General features: G+C 73.4%; 16 protein-coding genes and 1 pseudogene. 12 read left to right on the top strand and 5 right to left on the bottom strand.

Annotated features, from left to right (window positions below):
- Positions 1–6: 6 nt before the first annotated feature.
- The 11 genes from lpxD (at position 7) to QFW77_RS10380 (ending at position 12359) form a co-directional block, all read left to right on the top strand.
- A complete protein-coding gene (lpxD, locus tag QFW77_RS10430) occupies positions 7–1032 on the top strand; it encodes a UDP-3-O-(3-hydroxymyristoyl)glucosamine N-acyltransferase (protein ID WP_280574584.1) in 1026 nt (341 codons plus the stop codon).
- On the top strand, positions 1029–1490 hold the full coding sequence (gene fabZ / locus QFW77_RS10425) for a 3-hydroxyacyl-ACP dehydratase FabZ (RefSeq protein ID WP_280574582.1): 462 nt from the start codon (positions 1029–1031) through the stop codon (positions 1488–1490). The genes lpxD and fabZ overlap by 4 nt, the downstream gene beginning before the upstream one ends.
- Positions 1487–2275: an acyl-ACP--UDP-N-acetylglucosamine O-acyltransferase gene (gene lpxA / locus QFW77_RS10420; protein ID WP_280574581.1), complete on the top strand. Its 789-nt coding sequence runs from the start codon at positions 1487–1489 to the stop codon at positions 2273–2275. Before fabZ ends, lpxA begins: the two co-directional genes overlap by 4 nt.
- Positions 2276–2305: 30 nt before the next feature.
- A complete protein-coding gene (gene lpxB, locus QFW77_RS10415) occupies positions 2306–3526 on the top strand; it encodes a lipid-A-disaccharide synthase (protein ID WP_425603313.1) in 1221 nt (406 codons plus the stop codon).
- The gene (gene rnhB / locus QFW77_RS10410; protein WP_280574580.1) at positions 3523–4152 is read left to right on the top strand and encodes a ribonuclease HII; all 630 of its coding nucleotides are present in this window, start codon (positions 3523–3525) and stop codon (positions 4150–4152) included. The genes lpxB and rnhB overlap by 4 nt, the downstream gene beginning before the upstream one ends.
- Before the next feature lie 86 nt (positions 4153–4238).
- Positions 4239–7757: a DNA polymerase III subunit alpha gene (gene dnaE, locus QFW77_RS10405; protein WP_280574579.1), complete on the top strand. Its 3519-nt coding sequence runs from the start codon at positions 4239–4241 to the stop codon at positions 7755–7757.
- A gap of 96 nt (positions 7758–7853) precedes the next feature.
- Positions 7854–8813 (top strand): acetyl-CoA carboxylase carboxyltransferase subunit alpha, encoded by a 960-nt coding sequence (locus tag QFW77_RS10400; protein ID WP_280574578.1) that lies wholly within the window; start codon positions 7854–7856, stop codon positions 8811–8813.
- Positions 8814–8852: 39 nt separating this feature from the next.
- Complete coding sequence (locus QFW77_RS10395; protein WP_280574577.1) at positions 8853–9590, top strand: tetratricopeptide repeat protein; 738 nt, start codon at positions 8853–8855, stop codon at positions 9588–9590.
- Positions 9591–9756: 166 nt separating this feature from the next.
- On the top strand, positions 9757–11124 hold the full coding sequence (gene tilS / locus QFW77_RS10390) for a tRNA lysidine(34) synthetase TilS (protein ID WP_280574576.1): 1368 nt from the start codon (positions 9757–9759) through the stop codon (positions 11122–11124).
- Between the two features lie 52 nt (positions 11125–11176).
- A complete protein-coding gene (locus QFW77_RS10385) occupies positions 11177–11446 on the top strand; it encodes an exodeoxyribonuclease VII small subunit (RefSeq protein WP_280574575.1) in 270 nt (89 codons plus the stop codon).
- Positions 11439–12359 (top strand): farnesyl diphosphate synthase, encoded by a 921-nt coding sequence (locus QFW77_RS10380; protein WP_280574574.1) that lies wholly within the window; start codon positions 11439–11441, stop codon positions 12357–12359. Before QFW77_RS10385 ends, QFW77_RS10380 begins: the two co-directional genes overlap by 8 nt.
- Positions 12360–12577: 218 nt before the next feature.
- On the opposite strand, the gene QFW77_RS10375 is transcribed toward QFW77_RS10380, so the two are convergent.
- From QFW77_RS10375 to pmbA, 3 genes are all read right to left on the bottom strand, one after another.
- Positions 12578–13018, bottom strand: coding sequence for a DUF4870 domain-containing protein (locus QFW77_RS10375; protein WP_280574573.1), 441 nt, complete (start codon positions 13016–13018; stop codon positions 12578–12580).
- Positions 13019–13207: 189 nt separating this feature from the next.
- Positions 13208–13660 carry a DUF4870 domain-containing protein gene (locus QFW77_RS10370; protein WP_280574572.1) on the bottom strand — a complete coding sequence of 151 codons (453 nt, stop codon included), beginning with the start codon at positions 13658–13660 and terminating at the stop codon, positions 13208–13210.
- Between the two features lie 92 nt (positions 13661–13752).
- Entirely contained in the window at positions 13753–15060 is a 1308-nt protein-coding gene (gene pmbA / locus QFW77_RS10365) for a metalloprotease PmbA (RefSeq protein WP_425603316.1), read from the bottom strand.
- 128 nt (positions 15061–15188) lie between these two features.
- Between pmbA and yjgA the strand changes: the two are divergent.
- Positions 15189–15695, top strand: a pseudogene (gene yjgA, locus QFW77_RS10360) (ribosome biogenesis factor YjgA); the annotation flags it as partial.
- 97 nt (positions 15696–15792) lie between these two features.
- Here the strand turns inward: yjgA and tldD are convergent.
- Both tldD and QFW77_RS10350 read right to left on the bottom strand, forming a co-directional pair.
- Entirely contained in the window at positions 15793–17277 is a 1485-nt protein-coding gene (tldD, locus tag QFW77_RS10355; protein WP_280574567.1) for a metalloprotease TldD, read from the bottom strand.
- A gap of 45 nt (positions 17278–17322) precedes the next feature.
- Positions 17323–21183: a YhdP family protein gene (locus QFW77_RS10350; protein WP_280574566.1), complete on the bottom strand. Its 3861-nt coding sequence runs from the start codon at positions 21181–21183 to the stop codon at positions 17323–17325.
- Positions 21184–21196: the final 13 nt, after the last annotated feature.

Below are 21196 nucleotides of genomic sequence, written 5' to 3'. Positions count from 1 at the left end.
CCTCCCATGGATGCGAAGCATGCACTGACCGCCGCCGAACTCGCGCAACGGCTCGGTCTGGAGCTGCGCGGCGATCCCGCGATTGCCCTGCACGGGGTGGGCTCGCTGGCGGCGGCCGGCCCCGGCGAGCTGGCGTTCCTCTCCAGCGCCCGATATCGCGGCGAGCTCGCCGCGACCCGCGCCGGCGCGGTGCTGCTACGCGGTGAAGACGCCGCCGGCTATCCCGGGACCGCCCTGGTCGCCGGGGATCCGTACGCGGCCTACGCGCGCGCCGCGGCGCTGTTCCACCCGCGGCGGGTGGCGGCACCGGGGATCCATCCCAGTGCGGTCGTGCACGCCGATGCCGAGGTGGATCCCGCGGCCGAGGTCGGACCCCTGACGAGCATCGGCGCCCGCAGCCGGGTGGCGGCCGGCGCGATCGTCGGGCCGGGCTGCGTGATCGGCGAGGATTGCGCGGTCGGCCGCGACTGCGAACTGGTCGCGCGCGTCACCCTGGTGGCGCGGGTGCTGCTGGGGGCGCGGGTGCGGATCCATCCCGGCGCGGTACTCGGGGCCGACGGCTTCGGCCTGGCGATGGATGCCGGCCGCTGGATCAACGTGCCGCAACTGGGCGGCGTGCGCGTCGGCGACGACTGCGAGATCGGCGCCAACACCACCATCGACCGCGGCGCCATCGAGGACACGGTGCTCGAGGAGGACGTCCGCCTGGACAACCTGATCCAGATCGCCCACAACGTGCACGTCGGCGCGCATACCGCCATGGCGGGCTGCGTCGGGATCGCCGGCAGCGCGCGGATCGGCCGCTACTGCATGCTCGCCGGAGCCGCCGGCGTCGCCGGCCACCTCGAGATCTGCGACCATGTGGTGGTCACCGCCATGAGCATGGTCTCGCAGTCCATCCGCGAGCCGGGCGAGTATTCTTCCGGCATTTCGGTGATGCGCAGCCGCGATTGGCGCCGCAGCGCGGCGCGCCTGCGCCAGCTGGACGGCCTCGCGCGACGCGTCATCGCCTTGGAACGGGAACGGGAATGAATCGAGAACTGTCACTGCCGATCGGCTTCCAGGGCATCCAAGAGCTGCTCCCGCATCGCTACCCGTTCCTGCTGGTCGACCGGGTGGTCGAGTTCGAATGCGACCGCCGGGTGCGCTGCTACAAGCACGTCTCGGCCAACGAGCACTTCTTCCAGGGGCACTTTCCGGGCAATCCGGTGATGCCCGGGGTGCTGGTGATCGAGGCGTTGGCGCAGGCCGGCGGCGTGCTCAGCCACCTGAGCAAGAAGGTGGATTGCACCGGCCGGATCTCCTACCTGGTCAAGGTGGACAAGGCCCGGTTCTCGCGCATGGTGGTGCCCGGGGACCGTCTCGACCTGGACGTGGAGATCCGCCGCGCGATCCGCAACATGACGCTGTATGCCGGCACCGCCAGCGTGAACGGCGAAGAGGTCGCCTGCGCGGAGATCCTCTGCGCCGAGGTCCAGGAGCGGGAATGACCGCCGCTCCGGCGATCCATCACTCCGCGGTGGTCGACCCGTCGGCGCGAATCGGCGAGGGCGTGTCGATCGGCGCCTTCAGCCTGATCGGTGCGGAGGTCGAGATCGGCGCCGGCACCAGGATCGGCCCCCACTGCAGCATTTCCGGGCCCGCCAGGATCGGCCGCGACAACCGCATCCACGGCCACGCCGCGATCGGCGGCGACCCGCAGGACAAGAAATACCGCGGCGAGCGCGTCGAACTCGAGATCGGCGACCGCAACACCATCCGCGAGTTCGTCACCATCAACCGCGGCACCGGCGATGGCGGCGGCTGCACCAGGATCGGCCACGACAACTGGCTGCTCGCCTATGCCCACGTGGCCCACGACTGCCGGGTCGGCGACCACTGCGTGTTCTCCAACAATGCCACCCTCGCCGGGCACGTCGAGATCGGCGACCACGTGATCCTCAGCGGCTTCGTCGGCATCCACCAGTTCTGCCGGATCGGCATGCACGCCTTCGTCGGCATGGGCGCGTTCGTCAACGGCGACGTGCCGCCCTTCGTGATGGTGGCGCAGGAGGGCTACGGACGGCCCCGCGGCATCAACAGCGAAGGGCTGAAGCGGCGCGGATTCGATCCGGCGCGCACCGCTGCGATCAAGCGCGCCTATCGCGCGCTCTACCTGTCGGGCGGCAGCCAGGAGGAGATCCGCGCCCGGCTGGAGGAGATCGCCGGCGAGAGCGACGACGTCCGCCAGATGCTCGATTTCGTCGAGGCCGGCCAGCGCCCGCTGCTAAGATGACCCGCTCCTGGCCGCGATGACCGCCGAGCCGTGAACAGCGCACCCGACCCCGCCGCCACGGTCGACACTCCAGCTCCAGCCGCCGCACCGCCCGCCCGGCCGGTACCGCGGTTCGCGCTGGTCGCCGGCGAGGCGTCCGGGGACCAGCTCGGCGCCGGCCTGATCCGCGAGCTGCGGCAGCGCCATCCGCACGCGCTGTTCGCCGGGGTCGGGGGAGATGCCATGCGGGCGGCCGGGCTGGATGCCTGGCACGACGCCTCGGAACTGGCGGTCATGGGACTGAGCGAGGTGCTCTCGCACCTGCCGCGGCTGCTGATGCTGCGGGCCGCGCTGCGGCGCCGGATCCTGGCGTGGCGGCCGGACGCCTTCATCGGCATCGACGCTCCCGACTTCAACCTGGGGCTCGAGCGGATGCTCCGGCTGCGCGGCGTGCGCACGGTGCACTACGTCAGCCCCTCGGTCTGGGCGTGGCGCCGGGGCCGCGCGCGCAGCATCGGCCGCAGCGCCGACCGGGTGCTGTGCCTGTTCCCGATGGAGCCGGAGATCTACGCCGGCTACGGCGTCGATGCGCGCTTCGTCGGCCACCCGATGGCCGACGCGATGCCGCTGGACCCGGACCGGCGTGCGGCGCGGGCGCGCCTCGACGTGGCCCGCGACGCCACCGTGCTGGCGGTGCTGCCCGGTTCGCGCCTGGGCGAGATCGGGCGGCTCGCCGAGGTCTTCCTCGAGGCGGCGGCGCTGGTGGCGGCGGAGGTCCCCGGCCTGCTGGTGCTGGTGCCGGCGGCCGACGCCCGCTGCGCCGAGGCGCTGCGGGCGCGGATCGCCGCCTCGCCGCTGCGCGGCGCCGGCGTGCGCCTGCTGGACGGGCAGGCGCGCGAGGCGATGGTGGCCGCGGACGCGGTGCTGCTCGCGTCCGGCACCGCCACCCTCGAGGGGATGCTGGCGAAGCGGCCGATGGTGGTCGGCTACCGCGTCGCTCGCGCAACGTCTATCCTGGTCAGGGCGCTGGGGCTGCTGAAGATCGAACGCTACGCCCTGCCCAACGTGCTTGCCGGAGAGGAACTGGTTCCCGAACTCATGCAGGAGCGATGCACCGCCCCCGATCTGGCCGCAGCCGTGCTCGGCTGGCTGCGCGACCCGCGCGCCGTGGCCGCGCTCGAACCGCGCTTCCGGCAGATCCACGCCACCCTGCGTCGCGACGCCTCGGCGCGCGCCGCCGACGTGGTCGAAGCGCTGGTGGCGCGCCGGTGAACGCGCTGGTCGCCGGGGTCGACGAGGCCGGTCGCGGGCCGCTGGCCGGGCCGGTGGTGGTCGCGGCCGTGGTGTTCGACCCGGCACGGCCGCGCATCAACGGCCTCGACGATTCCAAGCAGCTCTGCGCCGCCCGCCGCGAGGTCCTGTACGCCCGCATCGTCGAGCGAGCGCTGGCCTGGCGCATCGTGTTCATCGAGGCGGGCGAGATCGACCGCATCAACATCCTCCAGGCCACCCTGCTGGGAATGCGCCGCGCGCTGGAGGGCGTGGTGGACACGGTCGGCGATCGGGGCACCTGCAGCGCCCGCGTCGACGGCAACCTGCTGCCGCCGGGCCTGCCGTGCGCGGCCGAGGCGCTGGTCGGCGGGGATGCGCGCGACCGCTCGATCATGGCGGCGTCGATCCTGGCCAAGGTGGCCCGCGACCGCGCCATGCGCGAGCGCCACCTCCACCACCCCGGCTACCGGTTCGACCTGCACAAGGGCTATTCGACGCCCGCGCACCTGGACGCGCTCAACCGGCTCGGCCCCTGCCCCGAGCACCGCCGCAGCTTCGCCCCGGTTCGGCTGGCCGCGCAGGGATCGATGTTTGCGCCGGCGCCGCTGTCCGAAGCCCTGGCCTGACCGCACCCGGCCGCCCGCGGCCCCTGTCAAGCCTTGTCGGCACCGCCCCCCCGGCCTACCCTGCGTGCTGACGCGACGGCCGTCCGATGTCCACACGCTTCGCCCACCTCCACCTGCACAGCGAATACTCGCTGGTCGATTCGACGATCCGCATTCCGCAGCTGGTCGCGCGTTGCGCTGCGCTCGGCCAGCCCGCCATGGCGATCACCGACCGCAACAACCTGTTCGCGCTGGTGGAGTTCCACCGCAGGGCCGAGGCCGCCGGGCTGAAGCCGATCACCGGCGCCGACGTGATGATCGCCGAAGGCGACGAGGCGGCCTGGCCGGTCACGCTGCTGTGCCGCAACCGCGAGGGCTATCTCGGGCTCTCGCGGCTGCTCAGCCGCGCCTGGATGGAGGGCCACCGCACCGACGGCGTGGTCGCGCGCCCGCAATGGTTGCGCGCCGAGTGCGGCGACCTGTTCGCCCTGGTCGGCCGCCACAGCGAGGCCGGACGGCTGGCCGCGGCCGGCCGCCACGAGCTGGCGCTGCAGTGGCTGGCGGACCTGCACGCCGGCTTCGGCGACCGCCTGCACCTGGAACTGACCCGCTGCGGCCGCGAGGGCGAGGAGGCGTTCAACGAGTTCGCGCTGCATGCGGCATCGGTCCGCGGGATCCCGGTCGTGGCCAGCAACGACGTGCGCTTCATCGACGCGGAGGGGTTCGCCGCCCACGAGGCCCGGGTGTGCATCGCCTCCGGCCGGGTACTGGAGGATCCGCGCCGGCCGCGCGACTACAGCCCGCAGCAGTACCTCAAGTCCGCCGACGAGATGGCGGCGCTGTTCGCCGACCTGCCCGACGCGCTCGACAATACCGTGGCGCTGGCGCAGCGCTGCAACTTCGAACTGAGCCTGGGCAAGTACTACCTGCCGGCTTTCCCGGTGCCGGACGACCACACCCTGGAGTCCTGGATCCGAAAGGAAGCGCGCGACGGCCTGGCGGCGCGGCTCGCCAGGCACCCGCTGGCCGACGGCCACACCCGGGAAAGCTATGCCGAGCGCCTGGAGGCCGAACTCGCGGTGATCCTCTCGATGGGGTTCCCCGGCTACTTCCTGATCGTCGCCGACTTCATCAACTGGGCCAAGCAGCACGACATCCCGGTGGGCCCGGGGCGCGGCTCCGGCGCCGGTTCGCTGGTGGCCTGGTCGCTCGGCATCACCGACATCGACCCGCTGCCTTACGACCTGCTGTTCGAGCGCTTCCTCAACCCCGAACGCGTGTCGATGCCGGATTTCGACATCGATTTCTGCATGGACCGCCGCGACGAGGTGATCGACTACGTCTCGGCCAAGTACGGCCGCGACCGGGTCAGCCAGATCATCACCTACGGCACCATGGCGGCCAAGGCGGTGGTGCGCGACGTCGGGCGCGTGCTCGGCTATCCGTACGGCTTCGTCGACGGCATCGCCAAGCTGGTGCCGCTGGTGCTCGGGATCTCGCTGTCCGACGCGCTCGGCCGCACCGAAAAGGCGCAGAAGGACGAGAACCTGCGCTCCGCCGAGCTGATCCAGCGCTACGCCGAAGAGGACGACGTCCGCGACCTGATCGACCTCGCCCTGCAGCTCGAGGACCTCACCCGCAACGCCGGCAAGCACGCCGGCGGCGTGGTGATCGCGCCGAGCCCGCTGTCGGACTTCTGCCCGCTGTTCGCCGAGCACGACGGCGAAGGCCGCGGCAAGCAGCCGGTGACCCAGTTCGACAAGGACGACGTCGAGGCGGTCGGCCTGGTCAAGTTCGACTTCCTCGGCCTGCGCACGCTGACGATCATCGACTGGGCGGTGAAGGCGATCAACAAAGGCCGTGATTCGAATCACGGCCCTCTCGACATCACCGCCCTCCCGCTCGACGACAAGGCCACCTACGAGCTGTTCGCGCGCGGCGATACCGTGGCGGTGTTCCAGTTCGAGTCGCGCGGGATGCGCGAGCTGCTCAAGCGCGCCCGGCCCGACACCTTCGAGGACATCATCGCGCTGGCGGCGCTGTTCCGCCCCGGCCCGCTGGGCTCGGGGATGGACCGGGAATGGGTCGACCGCAAGCACGGCCACACCGAGGTCAGCTACCCGCATCCGGCGCTGGAACCGGTGCTCAAGCCGACCTACGGCGTGATCGTCTACCAGGAACAGGTGATGCAGATCGCCCAGGTCCTGGCCGGCTACTCGCTCGGCGGCGCCGACCTGCTGCGCCGCGCGATGGGCAAGAAAAAGGCCGAGGAGATGGCCAGGGAGCGCGCCAAGTTCGAGGCCGGCGCGGCCGCGAACGGCGTCGACGCGCGCACCGCCACCCAGATCTTCGACCTGATGGAGAAGTTCGCCGAGTACGGCTTCAACAAGTCGCACTCGGCCGCCTACGCCCTGGTGGCCTACCAGACCGCATGGCTCAAGGTGCACCATCCGGCGGAATTCATGGCCGCGGTGCTGTCCTCGGACATGGACAACACCGACAAGGTGGTCGGGTTCCTCGAGGAGGCGCGGGCGCGGAGCCTGACCGTGCTGCCGCCCGACGTGAACGCATCGGGCTACATGTTCGAGGCGATCGACGCGGCCACCATCCGCTACGGCCTGGGCGCGGTGAAGGGGGTCGGCCGCGGCGCCTGCGAGGCGATCGCCGCCGAGCGCGCCGCCGCCGGCCCGTTCGCCGACCTGCTGGACTTCTGCCGCCGGGTCGGTACCGCGCGCTTCAACCGCCGCACCCTCGAGGCGCTGGTCCAGTCGGGCGCGATGGACGCCCTGGGCAGCCAGCGCGCTTCGCTGATGCTGCAGCTGCCCGAGGTGATCAAGGCCTGCGACCAGCTCGCCCGCGAACGCGACGCCGGCCAGGTCTCGCTGTTCGGCGGCGGCGGCGAGGCCGGACCGGCGCTGCAGATCGAACTGCCCGAGGCCGACCCCTGGCCGCTGGCGCAGATCCTCGCCGGCGAGCGCGAGACCCTCGGCCACTACCTCAGCGGCCACCCCATCGATCCCTACCGCGAGGAGCTGCGCGAGCTGGTCGGCCACGACCTCGGCGGCCTCGACGCGGTCTGGGCCGCGCGGCCGGAGGATGCGCGCAGCTGGCGGCCCGAGGTCTCGACGATCGTCGCCGGGCTGGTCACGGCGATGCGGCGGCGCGGTGAGTCGCAGGCGTTCGTGCAGCTGGAGGACGGCCGCGGCCGGCTCGAGTGCGCGTTCTTCGCGGAAGCCTGGCAGGAATACGCCTCGCTGCTGACCCGGGACCGCATCCTGATCGTCGAGGGCGGGCTGCGCGAGGACGAGTTCAGCGGCGGTTTCGCGCTGCGGGCGCGGCGCTGCTGGGACTTCCGGCAGCTCTGTCCGCAGATCGCACGGCGCCTGTGGCTGCGCCTGGACCTGCGCGAGCGGGGCCTGCTGGCGCGCATCGAGGGCCTGCTCGCCCCGCATCGGCCGGGCCCGACCCCGCTGCGCTACGACCTGATGGTGCCGGCGGGGGCGGCCGGCTCGCTCGACCTGAACGGCGCTCAGAGCGTGCGCGTGGACGCCGAGCTGCTCGGCCAGCTGCGCGCGCAGCCGGGCGTGCGCGGGGTGAAAGTGGCGCTGCAACGGCCCTGGGGCTGAGCGGCGCGGGCCGCAACGGGCGCCTCCCTACTCCGCGGTACGGCCGGCTCCGGCCCTTCCGCTAGACTGTCCGACCTTCCGGCCCCACGGACGCCGATGAACCCGAACTACCTCGATTTCGAACAGCCCATCGCCGATCTGGAGGCCAAGATCCAGGAACTGCGCCAGGCCAGTTCCGGCCCGGCGGTCAACATCGACGCCGAGATCCACGCACTGCAGGACAAGCTGCGCAAGCGCACCGCGCAGATCTTCCGCGACCTCAGCCCCTGGCAGGTCTCGCAGCTCGCCCGCCACCCGGCCCGGCCCTACACCTACGACTACGTGCGGGTGATGTGCGACGAGTTCGAGGAACTGGCCGGCGACCGCGCCTTCTCCGACGATGCCGCGATCGTCGGCGGCCTGGGCCGGGTCGACGGGCGCAGCGTGATGATCATCGGCCACGAGAAGGGCCGCGACACCAAGGCCAAGGTGCGCCGCAACTTCGGCATGCCGCGCCCCGAAGGCTATCGCAAGGCGCTGCGGCTGATGAAGATGGCCGAGCGTTTCGGCGTGCCGCTGCTGACCTTCATCGACACCCCCGGCGCCTACCCCGGGATCGGCGCCGAGGAGCGCGGCCAGTCCGAGGCGATCGCGCGCAACCTGCTGGAGATGGCGGAACTGCGCATTCCGATCGTCTGCACCGTGATCGGCGAAGGCGGTTCCGGCGGCGCGCTGGCGATCGGCGTGGGGGACCGCACCCTGATGCTGGAATACAGCACCTACTCGGTGATCTCGCCGGAGGGCTGCGCCTCGATCCTGTGGAAGGACGCCGAGAAGAAGCGCGAGGCCGCCGAGCAGCTCGGCCTGACCGCCAGGCGCCTGCTCGAGCTCGGCCTGATCGACAAGCTGGTGCGCGAACCCACCGGTGGCGCGCACCGCAATCCGCGCCAGACCGCCACCCGCCTGAAGGCGGTGCTGCTCAACGAGCTGGATGCGCTGGAACGGGTGCCGCTGCCGGAACTGCTGGAGCGGCGCTACCGGCGGCTGCGCGGCTATGGGGCCTACGAGGCCGCATAATCCGCGCACCGCCCCGCATCCAGCCGACAAGGAGCGTCGATGAGCCCCATCCTGCTGTTCTCGATCCTGCTGCAGATCGCCTGCGCGGTGCACGCGGTCCGTACCGGGCGCCCGCTGTACTGGATCTTCATCCTGCTGATCGGCTCGTACATCGCCGTGGCGATCTACCTGGTCGCCGAGGTGCTGCCGGGAGTGAGCGACAGCCGCGGGGCACGGCGAGCGGTCAGGAGCCTGCACGGGAGGATCGACCCGGAGCGTGGCAAACGCGAGGCCGCCCGCCAGCTGGAACTGGCGGACACCAAGGACAACCGCCGCAGGCTGGCCGAGCAGAGCCTCGCCGCCGGCGACTACCAGCAGGCGGCCGAGCTGTACCGCTCGGCCCTGAGCGGCATCTATGCGACCGATCCACACCTCATGCTCGGGTTGGCGAATGCGCAGTTCGAACTCGGCCTGCCGCAGGAGGCCCGGACGACCCTCGACGAGCTGATCGCCGCCAATCCGGATTTTCGCTCCAGCGAGGGCCATCTGCTCTACGCCCGTGCCGTCGAGGCCGTCGGCGATGTCGCCGCAGCCCTGCACGAGTACGAGGCGTTGACGCCTGGATTCTCCGGCGAGGAAGCGCGGGTCCGCCACGGGCTGCTGTTGAAGCGGTGCGGCGATCCCGACGCGGCCGCGGCGCTGTTCCGGGAAACCCTCAAGCGCGCGCAGCACTCGCCGCGCTACTATCGGCGCGAGCAGCGCCAGTGGATCGCCATCGCCGAGCGAGAACTGGGATGAACGCCGCCGCGCCGGCCCTCGCGGGCGGGCCGGCGGTTGGCGCCAGGATCCGCCTGGGACTAGGATCGCCCGGTGGCCGGGCGCGCCGGCGGTTTCCGGACCCAGGCGCGTCCCGCGCAGCCGGACCGCCCGGGCGGCTCCCCCGCCAGCCGCACGATTCCAGCTGATGCCCCAAGCTCCCTCTCCCGCCCTGTTGCCCCGCGCGTCTCCCGCCGAGGCGCGTCCGCTGCTGGTCGGCTACAGCGGCGGCGTCGATTCGACGGTGCTGCTGCATCTGCTGCTCGAAGCGAAAGCGAGCGGACGATGGGATCGGCTGCGGGCGATCCATGTCCACCACGGACTGCACCCCGAGGCGGACGCCTGGGCCCGGCATTGCCGGCGCGCCTGCGATGCCCTCGGCGTGCCGCTGCGCATCGTTCGCGTCAGCGTGTCCGGCGATGCCGGAACCGGCCCGGAGGCGGCTGCCCGCGCGGCGCGCCATGCCGCGTTCGCGGCCGAGCTGCGCCCCGGCGAGGTGCTGGCCCTCGCCCATCACCGCGACGACCAGGCCGAGACCTTCCTGCTGCGGGCGCTGCGCGGGTCCGGCGCGGAGGGCCTGGGTGCGATGCGGCCGTGGCGGCGCTACGGCCGCGGCTGGCTGTGGCGGCCGCTGCTCGACGCGGCACGCGCGGACCTGCTTGACGCGGCCCGGGCCCGCGGGCTGGCGTGGATCGAAGATCCGGCCAATGCCGACCCCGGACACGACCGCAACTTTCTCCGCCACCGGGTGCTGCCGCTGCTGGAGCGGCGCTGGCCGCAGGCCCGGGCCGCGTTCGCGGCAAGCGCCGGCCTCGCGGCCGAGGCCTCTGCCCTGCTGGGCGAGGAGGACGCCCAGGCCCTGGCGAGCGTGCGCACCCCCGACCCGTGGACCCTGTCGGTCGCCGCCCTGCTGTCGCTGCCGGCGCCGCGACGGGCGCGGGTGCTGCGGCTGTGGGTGGAGGGCCTGGGACTGCCGCCGCTGCCGGCGCGCGGCCTGCGCCAGGTCGAGACGCAGATGCTGCACGCCGCGTCCGACCGCAACCCGGCCTTCGCCTGGCACGGCGTGGCGCTGCGGCGCTGGCGCGACCTGCTGCACGCGGGGCCGCAGCAACCGGTGCTGCCGGCCGAACTGGAACTCGCCTGGTCCCCGCCGTATCCGCCCCTGCTGCTGCCGGGCGGCGGCAGCCTGGCGTTCGAGAACCGGGACGACGGCAATGCCCGGCACCCCGGCCCTGCGGCGGAAACCGGCGCGGCGCCCGCACCGGAGCTGCGGGTGCGGGCCCGCCGCGGCGGCGAACGCATCCGCCTGCCGCGGCGCGACCACAGCCATTCGCTCAAGCACGTGCTGCAGGCGCTCGGGGTCCCTCCCTGGGTACGCGCCCGGATGCCGCTGCTGGTGGACGGCGACGGCGCGGTGCTCGCGGCGGGCGACATCGCGGTCTCCGCTTCGCTCGACGCCTGGTTGCGCGACCGCCGGCTACGGCTGGCGTGGTCCCCGGGTGCGGTCTTCGAGTGATTTCCGGCGGTCCCGGCCTGCGCATCCACGGCGCTTGGCTTAGACTTGCCGGATGCCGCGCAAACCAGCCCCGGAACCCGCCGAGTCCCCCGGCGTCGCCGATTTCGAAGCCTCCCTCGACCAGCTCGAACGGCTGGTGGAGAAGATGGAGAGCGGCGACATGAGCCTGGACGAATCCCTGGCCGCGTACGAGCGCGGGGTCGGCCTGTACCGCCGCTGCCAGCAGGCGCTCGAACAGGCGGAACTGCGGGTGAAGCTGCTCAGCGAACCGGAGCGGCCGGACAGCGCCGAGCCGTTCCCCGGCATTCCCGGCGATGCCTGATCCGGCCGCGCGGCCGGATCCGCAGCTGCAAGCCTGGCGCGCGCGCGCGGACGCCGCGCTGGAACGCGCGCTGGCCGCATTGGAACACGGCGAACCGCGTCTGCTCGGGGCGATGCGCCACGCCGCCCTGGCCGGCGGCAAGCGCATCCGGCCGTTGCTGGTCTATGCCTGCGGCAACGCCTTCGGTGCCGCCGACGCCGCCCTGGACGCGCCCGCGGCGGCGGTGGAGCTGGTCCACGCCTATTCGCTGGTGCACGACGACCTTCCGGCGATGGACGACGACGCGCTGCGCCGCGGCCGGCCGACCGTGCACATCGCCTTCGACGAGGCCACCGCGATCCTGGCGGGCGATGCGCTGCAGTCGCTGGCGTTCGCGGTGCTGGCGGACGCGCCGGTCGACGACGGCCGCCGCGTGGCGATGCTGCGCGAGCTCGCCGGCGCGGCCGGGGCCGACGGCATGTGCGGCGGGCAGGCGCGCGACCTGGCGGCCGCCGGCAGCAAGCAGCAGCGCGGGGCCGATCGCCTGCTTCCTGTCGTCGAGCTCGAACGGCTCCACGCCATGAAGACCGGCGCCCTGCTGCGCGCGGCGGTGCGGCTGGGCGCGATCGCCGCCGGTGCCGATGCCGCGGCGCGGGCGCAGCTGGACCGCTACGCCAGCGCGCTCGGCCTCGGCTTCCAGATCCGCGACGACCTGCTCGACGTCGAGGGCGACAGCGCCACCCTCGGCAAGACCGCCGGCAAGGACGCGGCCCAGGCCAAGGCCACGTTTCCGGGCCTGCTCGGCGTGGAGGCCTCGCGTGGCCGGCTGGCCGGGCTGGGCGAGGAGATGAACGCCGCGCTCGACGCTCTCGGGATGACCGCGGACGCGCCGCTGCGGCAGCTGGGCCGCCAGGCGATCGAACGTACCCACTAGAACCGGCCGCCTAGAACCGGCCGCCGCGCCGACCCGCCCGCCAAGTTGGCCAGATCCGCCGATCCGAATGCGGATCAAACCGCCTCGCACGCCGCGCCGGTGTCGCGATTGCCCTCGCTCCCACGGGGCGTCTTTCCAGTTCGCTGCCGCGCGGCTCGCATGCTTGGCGCGCCTGCGGAATCCGCCGTGCCGCTTGGCCTGCCGCGCGCGATCTTCGCTCAGGTCAGCACGCGGATGGTCAGCGGGTAGCGATAGCGCTCGCCGTTCCAGGCCTTGACCGCGGCGACGATGCTGCAGACCAGCCACAGCAGCGCGATCGCCGCGACCAGGAGCAGCAGCACGATCCCGGCGGGGAGGGTGAGGATCGCGCCCACGCCGAGCGTGAGCACCGTGACCCCCACCAGGCCGACCCCGGCGGCGAGCGCCGCCGCGGCGTAGATCAGTATGCTGAGGTTGAAATTGACCGCTTCGCGCGCGTGATCGGCGGCGAACGGGGAGTCGTCGCGCTTGAGCAGGTAGACGATGCCGGCCCCGACCACCCCGGCCACTCCCACCAGCCAGCTGGTCATCAATGCGAGGATCAGCGCCGCCAGGTGCGCGGCTGCCGCCCATTGCCGCTCGGTGGCGGCGGGGTTGGCGGTTCGCAGGGTGTGTTCCATCGCTCGGCTCCAGCCGGGCGGACGTTGCCCGGTCACCTTCGATGATGGGCGCAGGGAGCGCGGGCTCAAGCCAACTGATGGCCTATCCCGCGTTGCGGCTCCGGGCGCCGCCGGCGGACCGGCCGGCGAGCCGGCCCGGCCCGGCCCGGCACGGCCGGACTGGACCGGGCAGGCCGGCGGCCGCGCGCGCTACTTGATCAGCCGGATGGCGAACGGATAACGATATGCCACGCCTTCGTTGGACTTGATCGCCGCGATGATGATGAACACCAGCGCCGCGACGCCGATGATCAGCATCAGCGGGATCACGATCAGGAAGCCGATCCCCAGGGTCAGGATCCCGAGCATGAACAGCACCAGGAACAGGCCCGCCAGGGTGATGTTGAAGTTCAGCGCTTCCTTGGCCTGGTCGTCGACGAACGGCATGGTTTCCTTTTTCACCAGCCAGATGACGAGCGGGCCGATGAAACAGCCGATGCTGCCGGCCCAGCCGGCGGTGACCAGACCGCCCAGCAGCGCGGACAGATGCGCGAACATCGCCCACTGCCGCTCCTCGGCGCTGATCGCGCTCGCCTGCCCGGGCGTGGGCGCGGGTGGTGGTGCCGGTGGCGGTGGTGGTGCGGTCTCGTGTGGATCGGTCATGAAGCCCCCTCTGCGCCGACGCGTTGCACCCACCGGGGGCAGGCGCGTTCCCGGCGGCCGTTGGGACGATGTCCCATCCCCCAAGCTTAACGTCAATCGCCGCCGGCGACGGTCATCCGCCCCACCAGGATCGAACCGGTCGCGATATGCGAGCGCGGATCGACGTCGCTGCCGACCGCCTCGAACCGGTCGAACATCGCCTTCAGGTTGCCCGCCACCGTGATCCCGTCCACCGCGTGCGCGACCGCCCCGTCCTCCACCCAGAACCCGGAGGCCCCGCGCGAATAGTCGCCGGTCACCGGGTTGACCCCCTGCCCCATCAGCTCGGTCACCACCAGGCCGCGGCCCATCCCGCGCAGCAGCTCCTCGAAACCGCCGGCGCTGGCCGCCACCTCCAGGTTGTGCACGCCACCGGCGTTGGCCGTGGTCTGCAGGCCGAGCCTGCGCGCCGAATAGCTGCCCAGCACGTAGCGCTGCAGCACGCCGCCTTCCACCAGCGCGGACTCGCGGGTGGCCACGCCGTCGTCGTCGAAGCTGGCGGAGCGGAAACCGCGCGGCAGGAACGGGAGCTCGCGGATCGCGAACCAGTCCGGAAACAACCGCTGGCCGACGCTGTCGAGCAGGAAACTCGCGCGCCGGTACAGGGCACCGCCGCTGACCGCGCCGAGCAGGTGCCCGACCAGCGAGCGCGCCATCTCCGCGGCGAACAGCACGGGATAGTCGCCGGTGGGCACCGGGCGCGCGTCCAGGCGCGCCAGCGCGCGCTGCGCGGCCTTGCGCCCGATCGCGGACGGCGCCTCGAGATCCTCCTCGGCCAGGCCGACGCTGTACCAGCCGTCGCGCTGCATCGCCTCGCCGCGCCCGGCGATCAGCGCGCACCCGATGCTGTGCCGGGTGTCGCGATCGATGCCGCTGAACCCGTGGGAGTTGGCATAGACCGAGAGCGACTCGCCGCTGCCGACCGAGGCGCCGTCGGAGTTGCCGATCCTCGGATCGAAGCCGCGCCCGGCTTCCTCGCATGCCAGGGCCAGCGCCGCGGCGCGGTCGGCGTCCAGCGCCCACGGGTGCCAGGTGTCGAACTCGCGCGGTTCGGTGGCCATCAGCGCGGCGTCCGCCAGTCCGGCGGCCGGATCCTCCTCGGTGAAGCGGGCGATCGCGCAGGCCTGCTCGACGGTGGCGCGCAGGCTTTCCTCGCGCAGGTCGGCGGTGCTGGCGCTGCCCTTGCGATGGCCGAAGTACACGGTCAGGCCGATGCCGCGGTCGCGGGTGGCCTCCACCGTCTCCACCTCGCCCATCCGCACGCCCACGTTGAGGCCGCGTTCCTCGGTGCACGAGACCTCGGCCTGGGAGGCCCCGCCGGCGCGGGCCAGGGCGAGCATTCGCTGGGCGGTCTCGCGCATGCGCTCGAGGTTGATGCCCGAATCGTCGCGCGGCGCGGACGTGACGGCGATCTCTGTCATCGATGGCTTATCCTTGGCTCTGGTACGAAAGCAGGCGCCGCCACGCGGCGCGCCCGGCGGAAACACGCATGCGCGGCATCGACGAAGACAGCGGCGAATACCTCGGCCCCAGCCGCAGCCAGCAGCGGCGCGACGCGCTGGAAGTGCTGGCGCTCGGCGAGCGGCTGGCGGCGCTGTCGCCGGCGCAGCTGCAGCAGCTGCCGCTGCCGGAGGCCCTGCTGGCGCAGGTGCTCGAGGCGCGCAGGGTCACCTCGCACATCGCCCGCAAGCGCCAGCTCGCGTTCCTGGCCAAGCAGATGCGGCGCGAGGACGACGAGACCCTGCAGGCGATCCGCGACGCGCTCGAGGCGGGCGGCGAGGCGGCACGCCAGGAGACCGCGCTGCTGCACCGCGCCGAGACCTGGCGCGAGCGCCTGCTCGCCGACGGCGACGCGGCGCTCGCCGAGTTGCTGGACGCCCACCCCGGCGCCGACCGCCAGCGCCTGCGCCAGCTGGTCCGCAGCGCGATCGACGAACGCCGGCGCGACCGGCCGCCGCGGGCGTACCGCGAGCTGTTCCGGCTGCTGCGCGAGCTGCTGCTCGTGCAGCAGCCGTGATTCGTGATGGATGATTCGTGATTGGTGGCTCGAAGCGGCGAGGCGCTTCTTCGAATCACCGATTTCCAATCACCCATCACGGCTCCTGCGCCTGCGTGCCCCCAACCGTCAGCCGGTCGATCAGCAGCGACGGCTGGCCCACGCCCACCGGGACGCTCTGCCCGTCCTTGCCGCACACGCCGACGCCGTCGTCGAGGGCGAAATCGTTGCCGACCATGCTCACCCGCTGCATCGTCTCCGGGCCGTTGCCGATCAGCGTTGCGCCCTTGACCGGGGCGGTGATGCGGCCGTCCTCGATCAGGTAGGCCTCGGTGGCCGAAAACACGTACTTGCCGCTGGTGATGTCGACCTGCCCGCCGCCGAAGTTGACCGCGTACAGCCCTTTCTTCACCGAGCGGATCATCTCCTCGCGCTCGTGGGCGCCGCCGAGCATGTAGGTATTGGTCATGCGCGGCATCACCAGGTGCGCGTACGACTCGCGGCGGCCGTTGCCGGTCGGCGCGGCGCCCATCAGCCGGGCGTTGTGGGTGTCCTGCATGTAGCCGGCGAGCACGCCGTCCTCGATCAGCGTGGTGCAACGGGTCGGGGTGCCCTCGTCGTCGATGTTGAGCGAACCGCGGCGGGCCGCGAGGGTGCCGTCGTCGACGATGGTGACCCCGCGCGCCGCGACGCGCTGCCCCATGCGGCCCGCGTAGGTGCTGGTGCCCTTGCGGTTGAAGTCGCCCTCCAGGCCGTGTCCGACCGCCTCGTGGAGCAGTACGCCGGGCCAGCCGGCACCGAGCACCACAGGCATCACCCCGGCCGGCGCGTCCACCGCCTCCAGGTTCACCAGCGCCTGGCGCAGCGCCTCGCGCGCGAAGCCTTCCGGACGGCCGTCGGCCAGCAGTTCCTCGTAGGAATAGCGCCCGCCGAAGCCGGCGTAGCCCGACTCGCGGCGCCCACCCTGCTCGACGATCACGTGCACGTTCAGCCGCACCAGCGGTCGCACGTCGCCGGCCAGCACGCCATCGCTGCGCGCGACCAGGACCGTGTCGACCGCGGCGCTCAGGCTCACCACCACCTGGCTCACCCGCGGGTCGGCGGCGCGCAACATGCGGTCGACGCGACGCAGGGCCTCGACCTTGACCGCGCTGCCAAGCGCGTCGATCGGGTCCTCCGGGCGGTACAGCGCATGTCCTGCGCCCGCCACCAGGCCGCGGGAGCCGTGCTCCGCGCCGGCGCGGGCGATCGCCCGCGCCGAGCCGGCCGCCGCCAGCAGCGCACCGGAATTGATCTCGTCGGAATAGGCGAAGCCGGTCTTCTCGCCGGAGATCGCGCGCACCCCCACGCCCTGCTCGATCGAGTGGGCGCCGTCCTTGACGATGCCGTCCTCCACGGTCCAGGCCTCGCGGCGGCTGTGCTGGAAGTACAGGTCGCCGAAGTCGACCCCGGGGCCGAGCAGCGCGGAAAACGCGCGTTCCAGGCCGCGCTCGTCGAGCCCCGCGGGGCCCAGCAGCCGGTCGCGGGCGAGAGCGAGCGGGTCGTGCCCGGCTTCGATGGCGGTACTGTTGGCTTGGCTCATGGCTCTCGATGTGGGGTTGCGGGAGGGGGATGGCAAGCCGCCGGATCAGCCGTCGGACGGGGCCGCGTCCTGTCCGGCGACGCGTGCCGGCTCGCGGCGGATCACCTCGACCTTCGGCTCGCTCCACGGCCCGCTGACGCGATAGGTGGTGGCGCCGAGCTCGCCGAGCGGCTTGCGCAGCACCGCGTTGGCGACCGCGCCGACCGCTGCCCCCACCGGCCCGGCCGCGATCGCGCCGACCGCGGCCAGCAGGTTGCCCGACTTAGGCAGCACGTCGATGGTCTGATCGTAGGTCTGCGCGCGCAGGTCGGCGCTGCCGGCGATCCGGATCTGCGCCGCCGGACCGTCGATCACCAGGTCCTCGCTGCGGGCCTGGCCGCGATCGAAACGGACCTCCCCGCCGATGCGGTTGAAGGCGAAGCCCTTCTCGAAGAAATCGCTGAAGTCCAGGGTCAGACGCCGCGGCAACTCGGCGAGGCTGAGCAGGCCGAGCACGCGCCCCGCGCCGGGCTCGATCTCGACCAGCTGCCCGTCCTTCACGCGCAGCGCCAGGCTGCCGCGCAGGCGCTCGGCGCGGAACCCCGCTGGGCTCCCGGGCCAGGCGCCTTGCAGCTGCAACTCGCCCTCGCCGCCGCGGATGCGTCCGGCGAGCCCCAGCCCGCCCAGCAGCTCGCCGAAGTCCTCGCTGACCACGTCGAGCGCCAGCCCGGTGCGCGCGGATGCGCCGCGGCCGGTCCAGGCGCCGCTGGCGTCGATGCGCTGGCGCGGGGAGCGGGTGCGCAGTTGTTCGAGGCGCAGCCCGCCCGGCGCGGGGCGGGTACGCAGGCTGGCCTCGCCCAGCTCGACATCGCGCACGCGCAGGTCGGCGATGCGCAGGTCGATGGGTGGGATGCCCTGCGGATCCATGCCGTCGGCCGATTCCGCGACATCGCCGGCCGCCGTGTCCGCGCGTGCCGCAGCGGCGCCGGGCGCGACCGCCGGGCGCCAGTGAAGCCGCTGCAACCGCCCTGCCAGCGCTGCGCCGGGGCCGCCGGCGAGATCGACGGTCCCGGCCAGGGCGGGGCCCTCCAGGCGCAGGGTCGCGGCAGCGCCGGGGCCGGCGCCGGCGCCGCGAATGCGGGTCTGGGCGAACACGCCGCCGAACAGCAGCAGGCGGTCGACCCGCAGGTCGATGCGCTGCAGCACCGGCCCGTCGCCGGCGCCCGAACCCGGGCTCGAAGCATCGCTCGAGGCCACCGCCAGCGCGGTCCATTCCAGCGCGTCCAGCGCCGCGGTGCGGCCGCCGATGGCCAGCCCGGCGCCCGGTGGTGCCGGTGCCGCGGCGCCGCCGAGCATGACGCTGGTCCCGCCGCGGGAGCGCAGCGCCAGGCGCGCGCCGAGCCGCACCGAGAGTTCGCCGTCGCCGAGCGGCAGCGGCGTTTCGATGCGGGCCGGCAGCGCGGTCGCCGCCGGCTTGTCGAGCGGCGCGGGCAACTCCAGTACCGTGCCGGCGAGGTCCGACACCAGGCTCAGGCGCGTCGCGCCGACCGCACCGCGCCGCGTTCCGGCCGCGGGAACCGCGACCGCGATCGTCCAGTCCGAGACCCCGCGTACGTGCGGCCTCAACCAGGCCAGTTCCGGCGCGCGCGCCAGCAGTTCGGCGGCCTCGACCGGGGCCCGAAGTTCACCCTCGAACGCCTGCCCCGGGTCGCGGACGTGGCCCTCCCCGGCGCGCAGCGCCAGGCGTGCGGCGCGCCCGTGCTGCAGCGCCGACAGGCGCGTGGCCGCGAAACCGCGCTGGTCGTAGCGCGCCTCGCCGCGGACCTCGTCCAGGGCCAGGCCCCAGTCCGGCATCCGCGCGCGCACGCCGCGAAGCCGGACGCGGCCGTCGATCCGCGGACCGCCCCCGTTTCCGCGCAGCGGCAACGCCATCGCGAAATCCGCATCGACCGCTCCGGCCACCTGCAACTGGTCGAGCGCTGCGCCGCGCACGCCCTCGAGCGGGCTCGACCGCAGCAGCGCCAGCAGTGCCGCCGCGTCGGTGGCCGTGCCCGCCTCGACCCGCAGGGGGGCGCGGCCGAAGTGCGCGATGCCGCCCTCCAGGCCCTCGAAGACCACGTCACCGAGCGCACCGCGCCCGCGCACGTCGAAGCCGTCGGCCACGAACCTCACCGTGCCGGCCAGCCCCTCGGCGGCGGGCCAGTCCGGCTGGAACTTCAACTCCAGCCCGGCGAGCTCGCCCTCGGCATGGAAAAGCCCGGGCGCCGGGCCGCCGCCCGCGGCCCGGAAGGGCCAGTCGTCGAGGTCGCCCGACACCACCGCCCGCGCGTTGCGCACCGTGCCGTCGACGAGCGCCGCGTCGAGCCAGTCGATCGCGGCCGCCGACATCCGGTGGCGCACCCAGAACCGCTTCGCCACGGAAACGTGCGCATCGTCCAGCCGCGCCGCCAGGTCGATGCGCGGGCGGCCGCCGCCTTCGAAGCGCAGCCCGCCACGCACGTCCGCGCCGTAGCCGTCGCCGTCGATGCGCAGCGCCGGCGTCTGCACCTGCCAGCCGCCGGCCTCGCGCCACGCCACCAGATCGCCGCGCAGAGCGATCTCGTGCGCCGCGCCGAAGCCGCGCGGCCAGTCCACCCGCACCGCGGCCCGTGGATCGAACGCCAGCACCAGTCCGTGCTCGCTGCCGTGCAGGCGGCCCTTCACGCCCCCGACGCCGGGCCGGTCGCCGGCGGCGGCGAAGCCGAGGTCCTCGATGCGCGCGTGCAGCCGCAGCGCGCCACCGCGCTCGCCGGCGAGCTCGACGTCGGCCAGCACCGCGCCCGGTCGCGCCTCGCGCAGCCAGGTGCGCAGGCCTGCGGGGATCGCATCGCTGAGCGCCAGCAGCGCCAGCGCGGGCCCGGCGTCGAGGCGCTCGGCGGCGAACGCGTAGCGCTCGCCGGCGGCCAGCAGCAGCCCGTCCAGGATGCGTTCGTCGTCGCGGCTGCCGATGCGCAGCAGCGGCACGTCGATGCGCCAGCCCTCGTCGGTGTCGGTCCAGCGCAGCCGGGTGCGGATCGCCGCGAAATCGACGCGCGCCGGTGCAGCGCCCGCGGCGCGGGTCGAACGCAGGCCGATCCCCTCGAGCGTCGCGTCCAGGCCGAGCGCGGCGACGCGATTGCCCTGCAGCGTGGCCCAGGCCTCGGCGCGGCCGTGGCCGCCGTCCACGGCGACCCCGGCGAAGCGCAGCAGCGGCGCCCAGTGTTCGAAGTCCGCGTCGCGCAGCGCGGCGTAGGCGCGGCCGTCGCCACCCCCGCGATCCACGTCCAGCACCGCGTGCACCGGCTCGCGGTCGGCCGCCATCCACGCGCGCGTCGCCGCCCGCACCCGGTCGCCGTCGACGCGCAGGCGCAGGTCGATCCGCGGCACCGTGGCGTCGATGTCGAGCTCCGGCGCCAGCACGGTCAGGCTGCCGCCGATCACGTGCAGTTCCCCCAGCCGCTCCAGCGCGGCGAACGGATCGCCCCCGCCCCGGCCCTGCCCGGGCAGGCCGCGCACGCTCCAGCGCCCGTCGCCGGCGCGCTCGAGCACCAGTTCGAGGTCGCGCAGCCGCAATTCGGTCAGCGAGCGGCCCGGCAGCATCCCCGCGTACTGCGCCACCAGGATCTCGGCCGCGCCCACCTGCACCGCATCGGCGCCGGCCCCGATGCGCAGCCCGTCCAGGCGCAGCAGCGGCCCGCGCCTGGTCCACTCGGTCTCCAGCGCGTCGAACCCGACCTCGCGGCCGACCCGGTCGCCGAGCCATGCGGCGACCCGATCCGGATGCCGCTCGACCAGCGGCAGCATCTGGCTGGTGATGCCGGCGGCCAGCGCCATCAGCACCAGCACCATGGCCAGGGCCAGCCACAGCACCCGGCGCAGCACCCGCAGTCGACGGCGCAGCAGGCTCATCGCTGCGCTGCGC

The organism is Luteimonas endophytica, assembly GCF_029887875.1.
GTDB classification, from domain to species: Bacteria; Pseudomonadota; Gammaproteobacteria; order Xanthomonadales; family Xanthomonadaceae; genus Luteimonas; species Luteimonas endophytica.
Note: the sequence above shows the minus strand (reverse complement) of the source record. Positions and strands in the feature narration are given on the sequence as shown.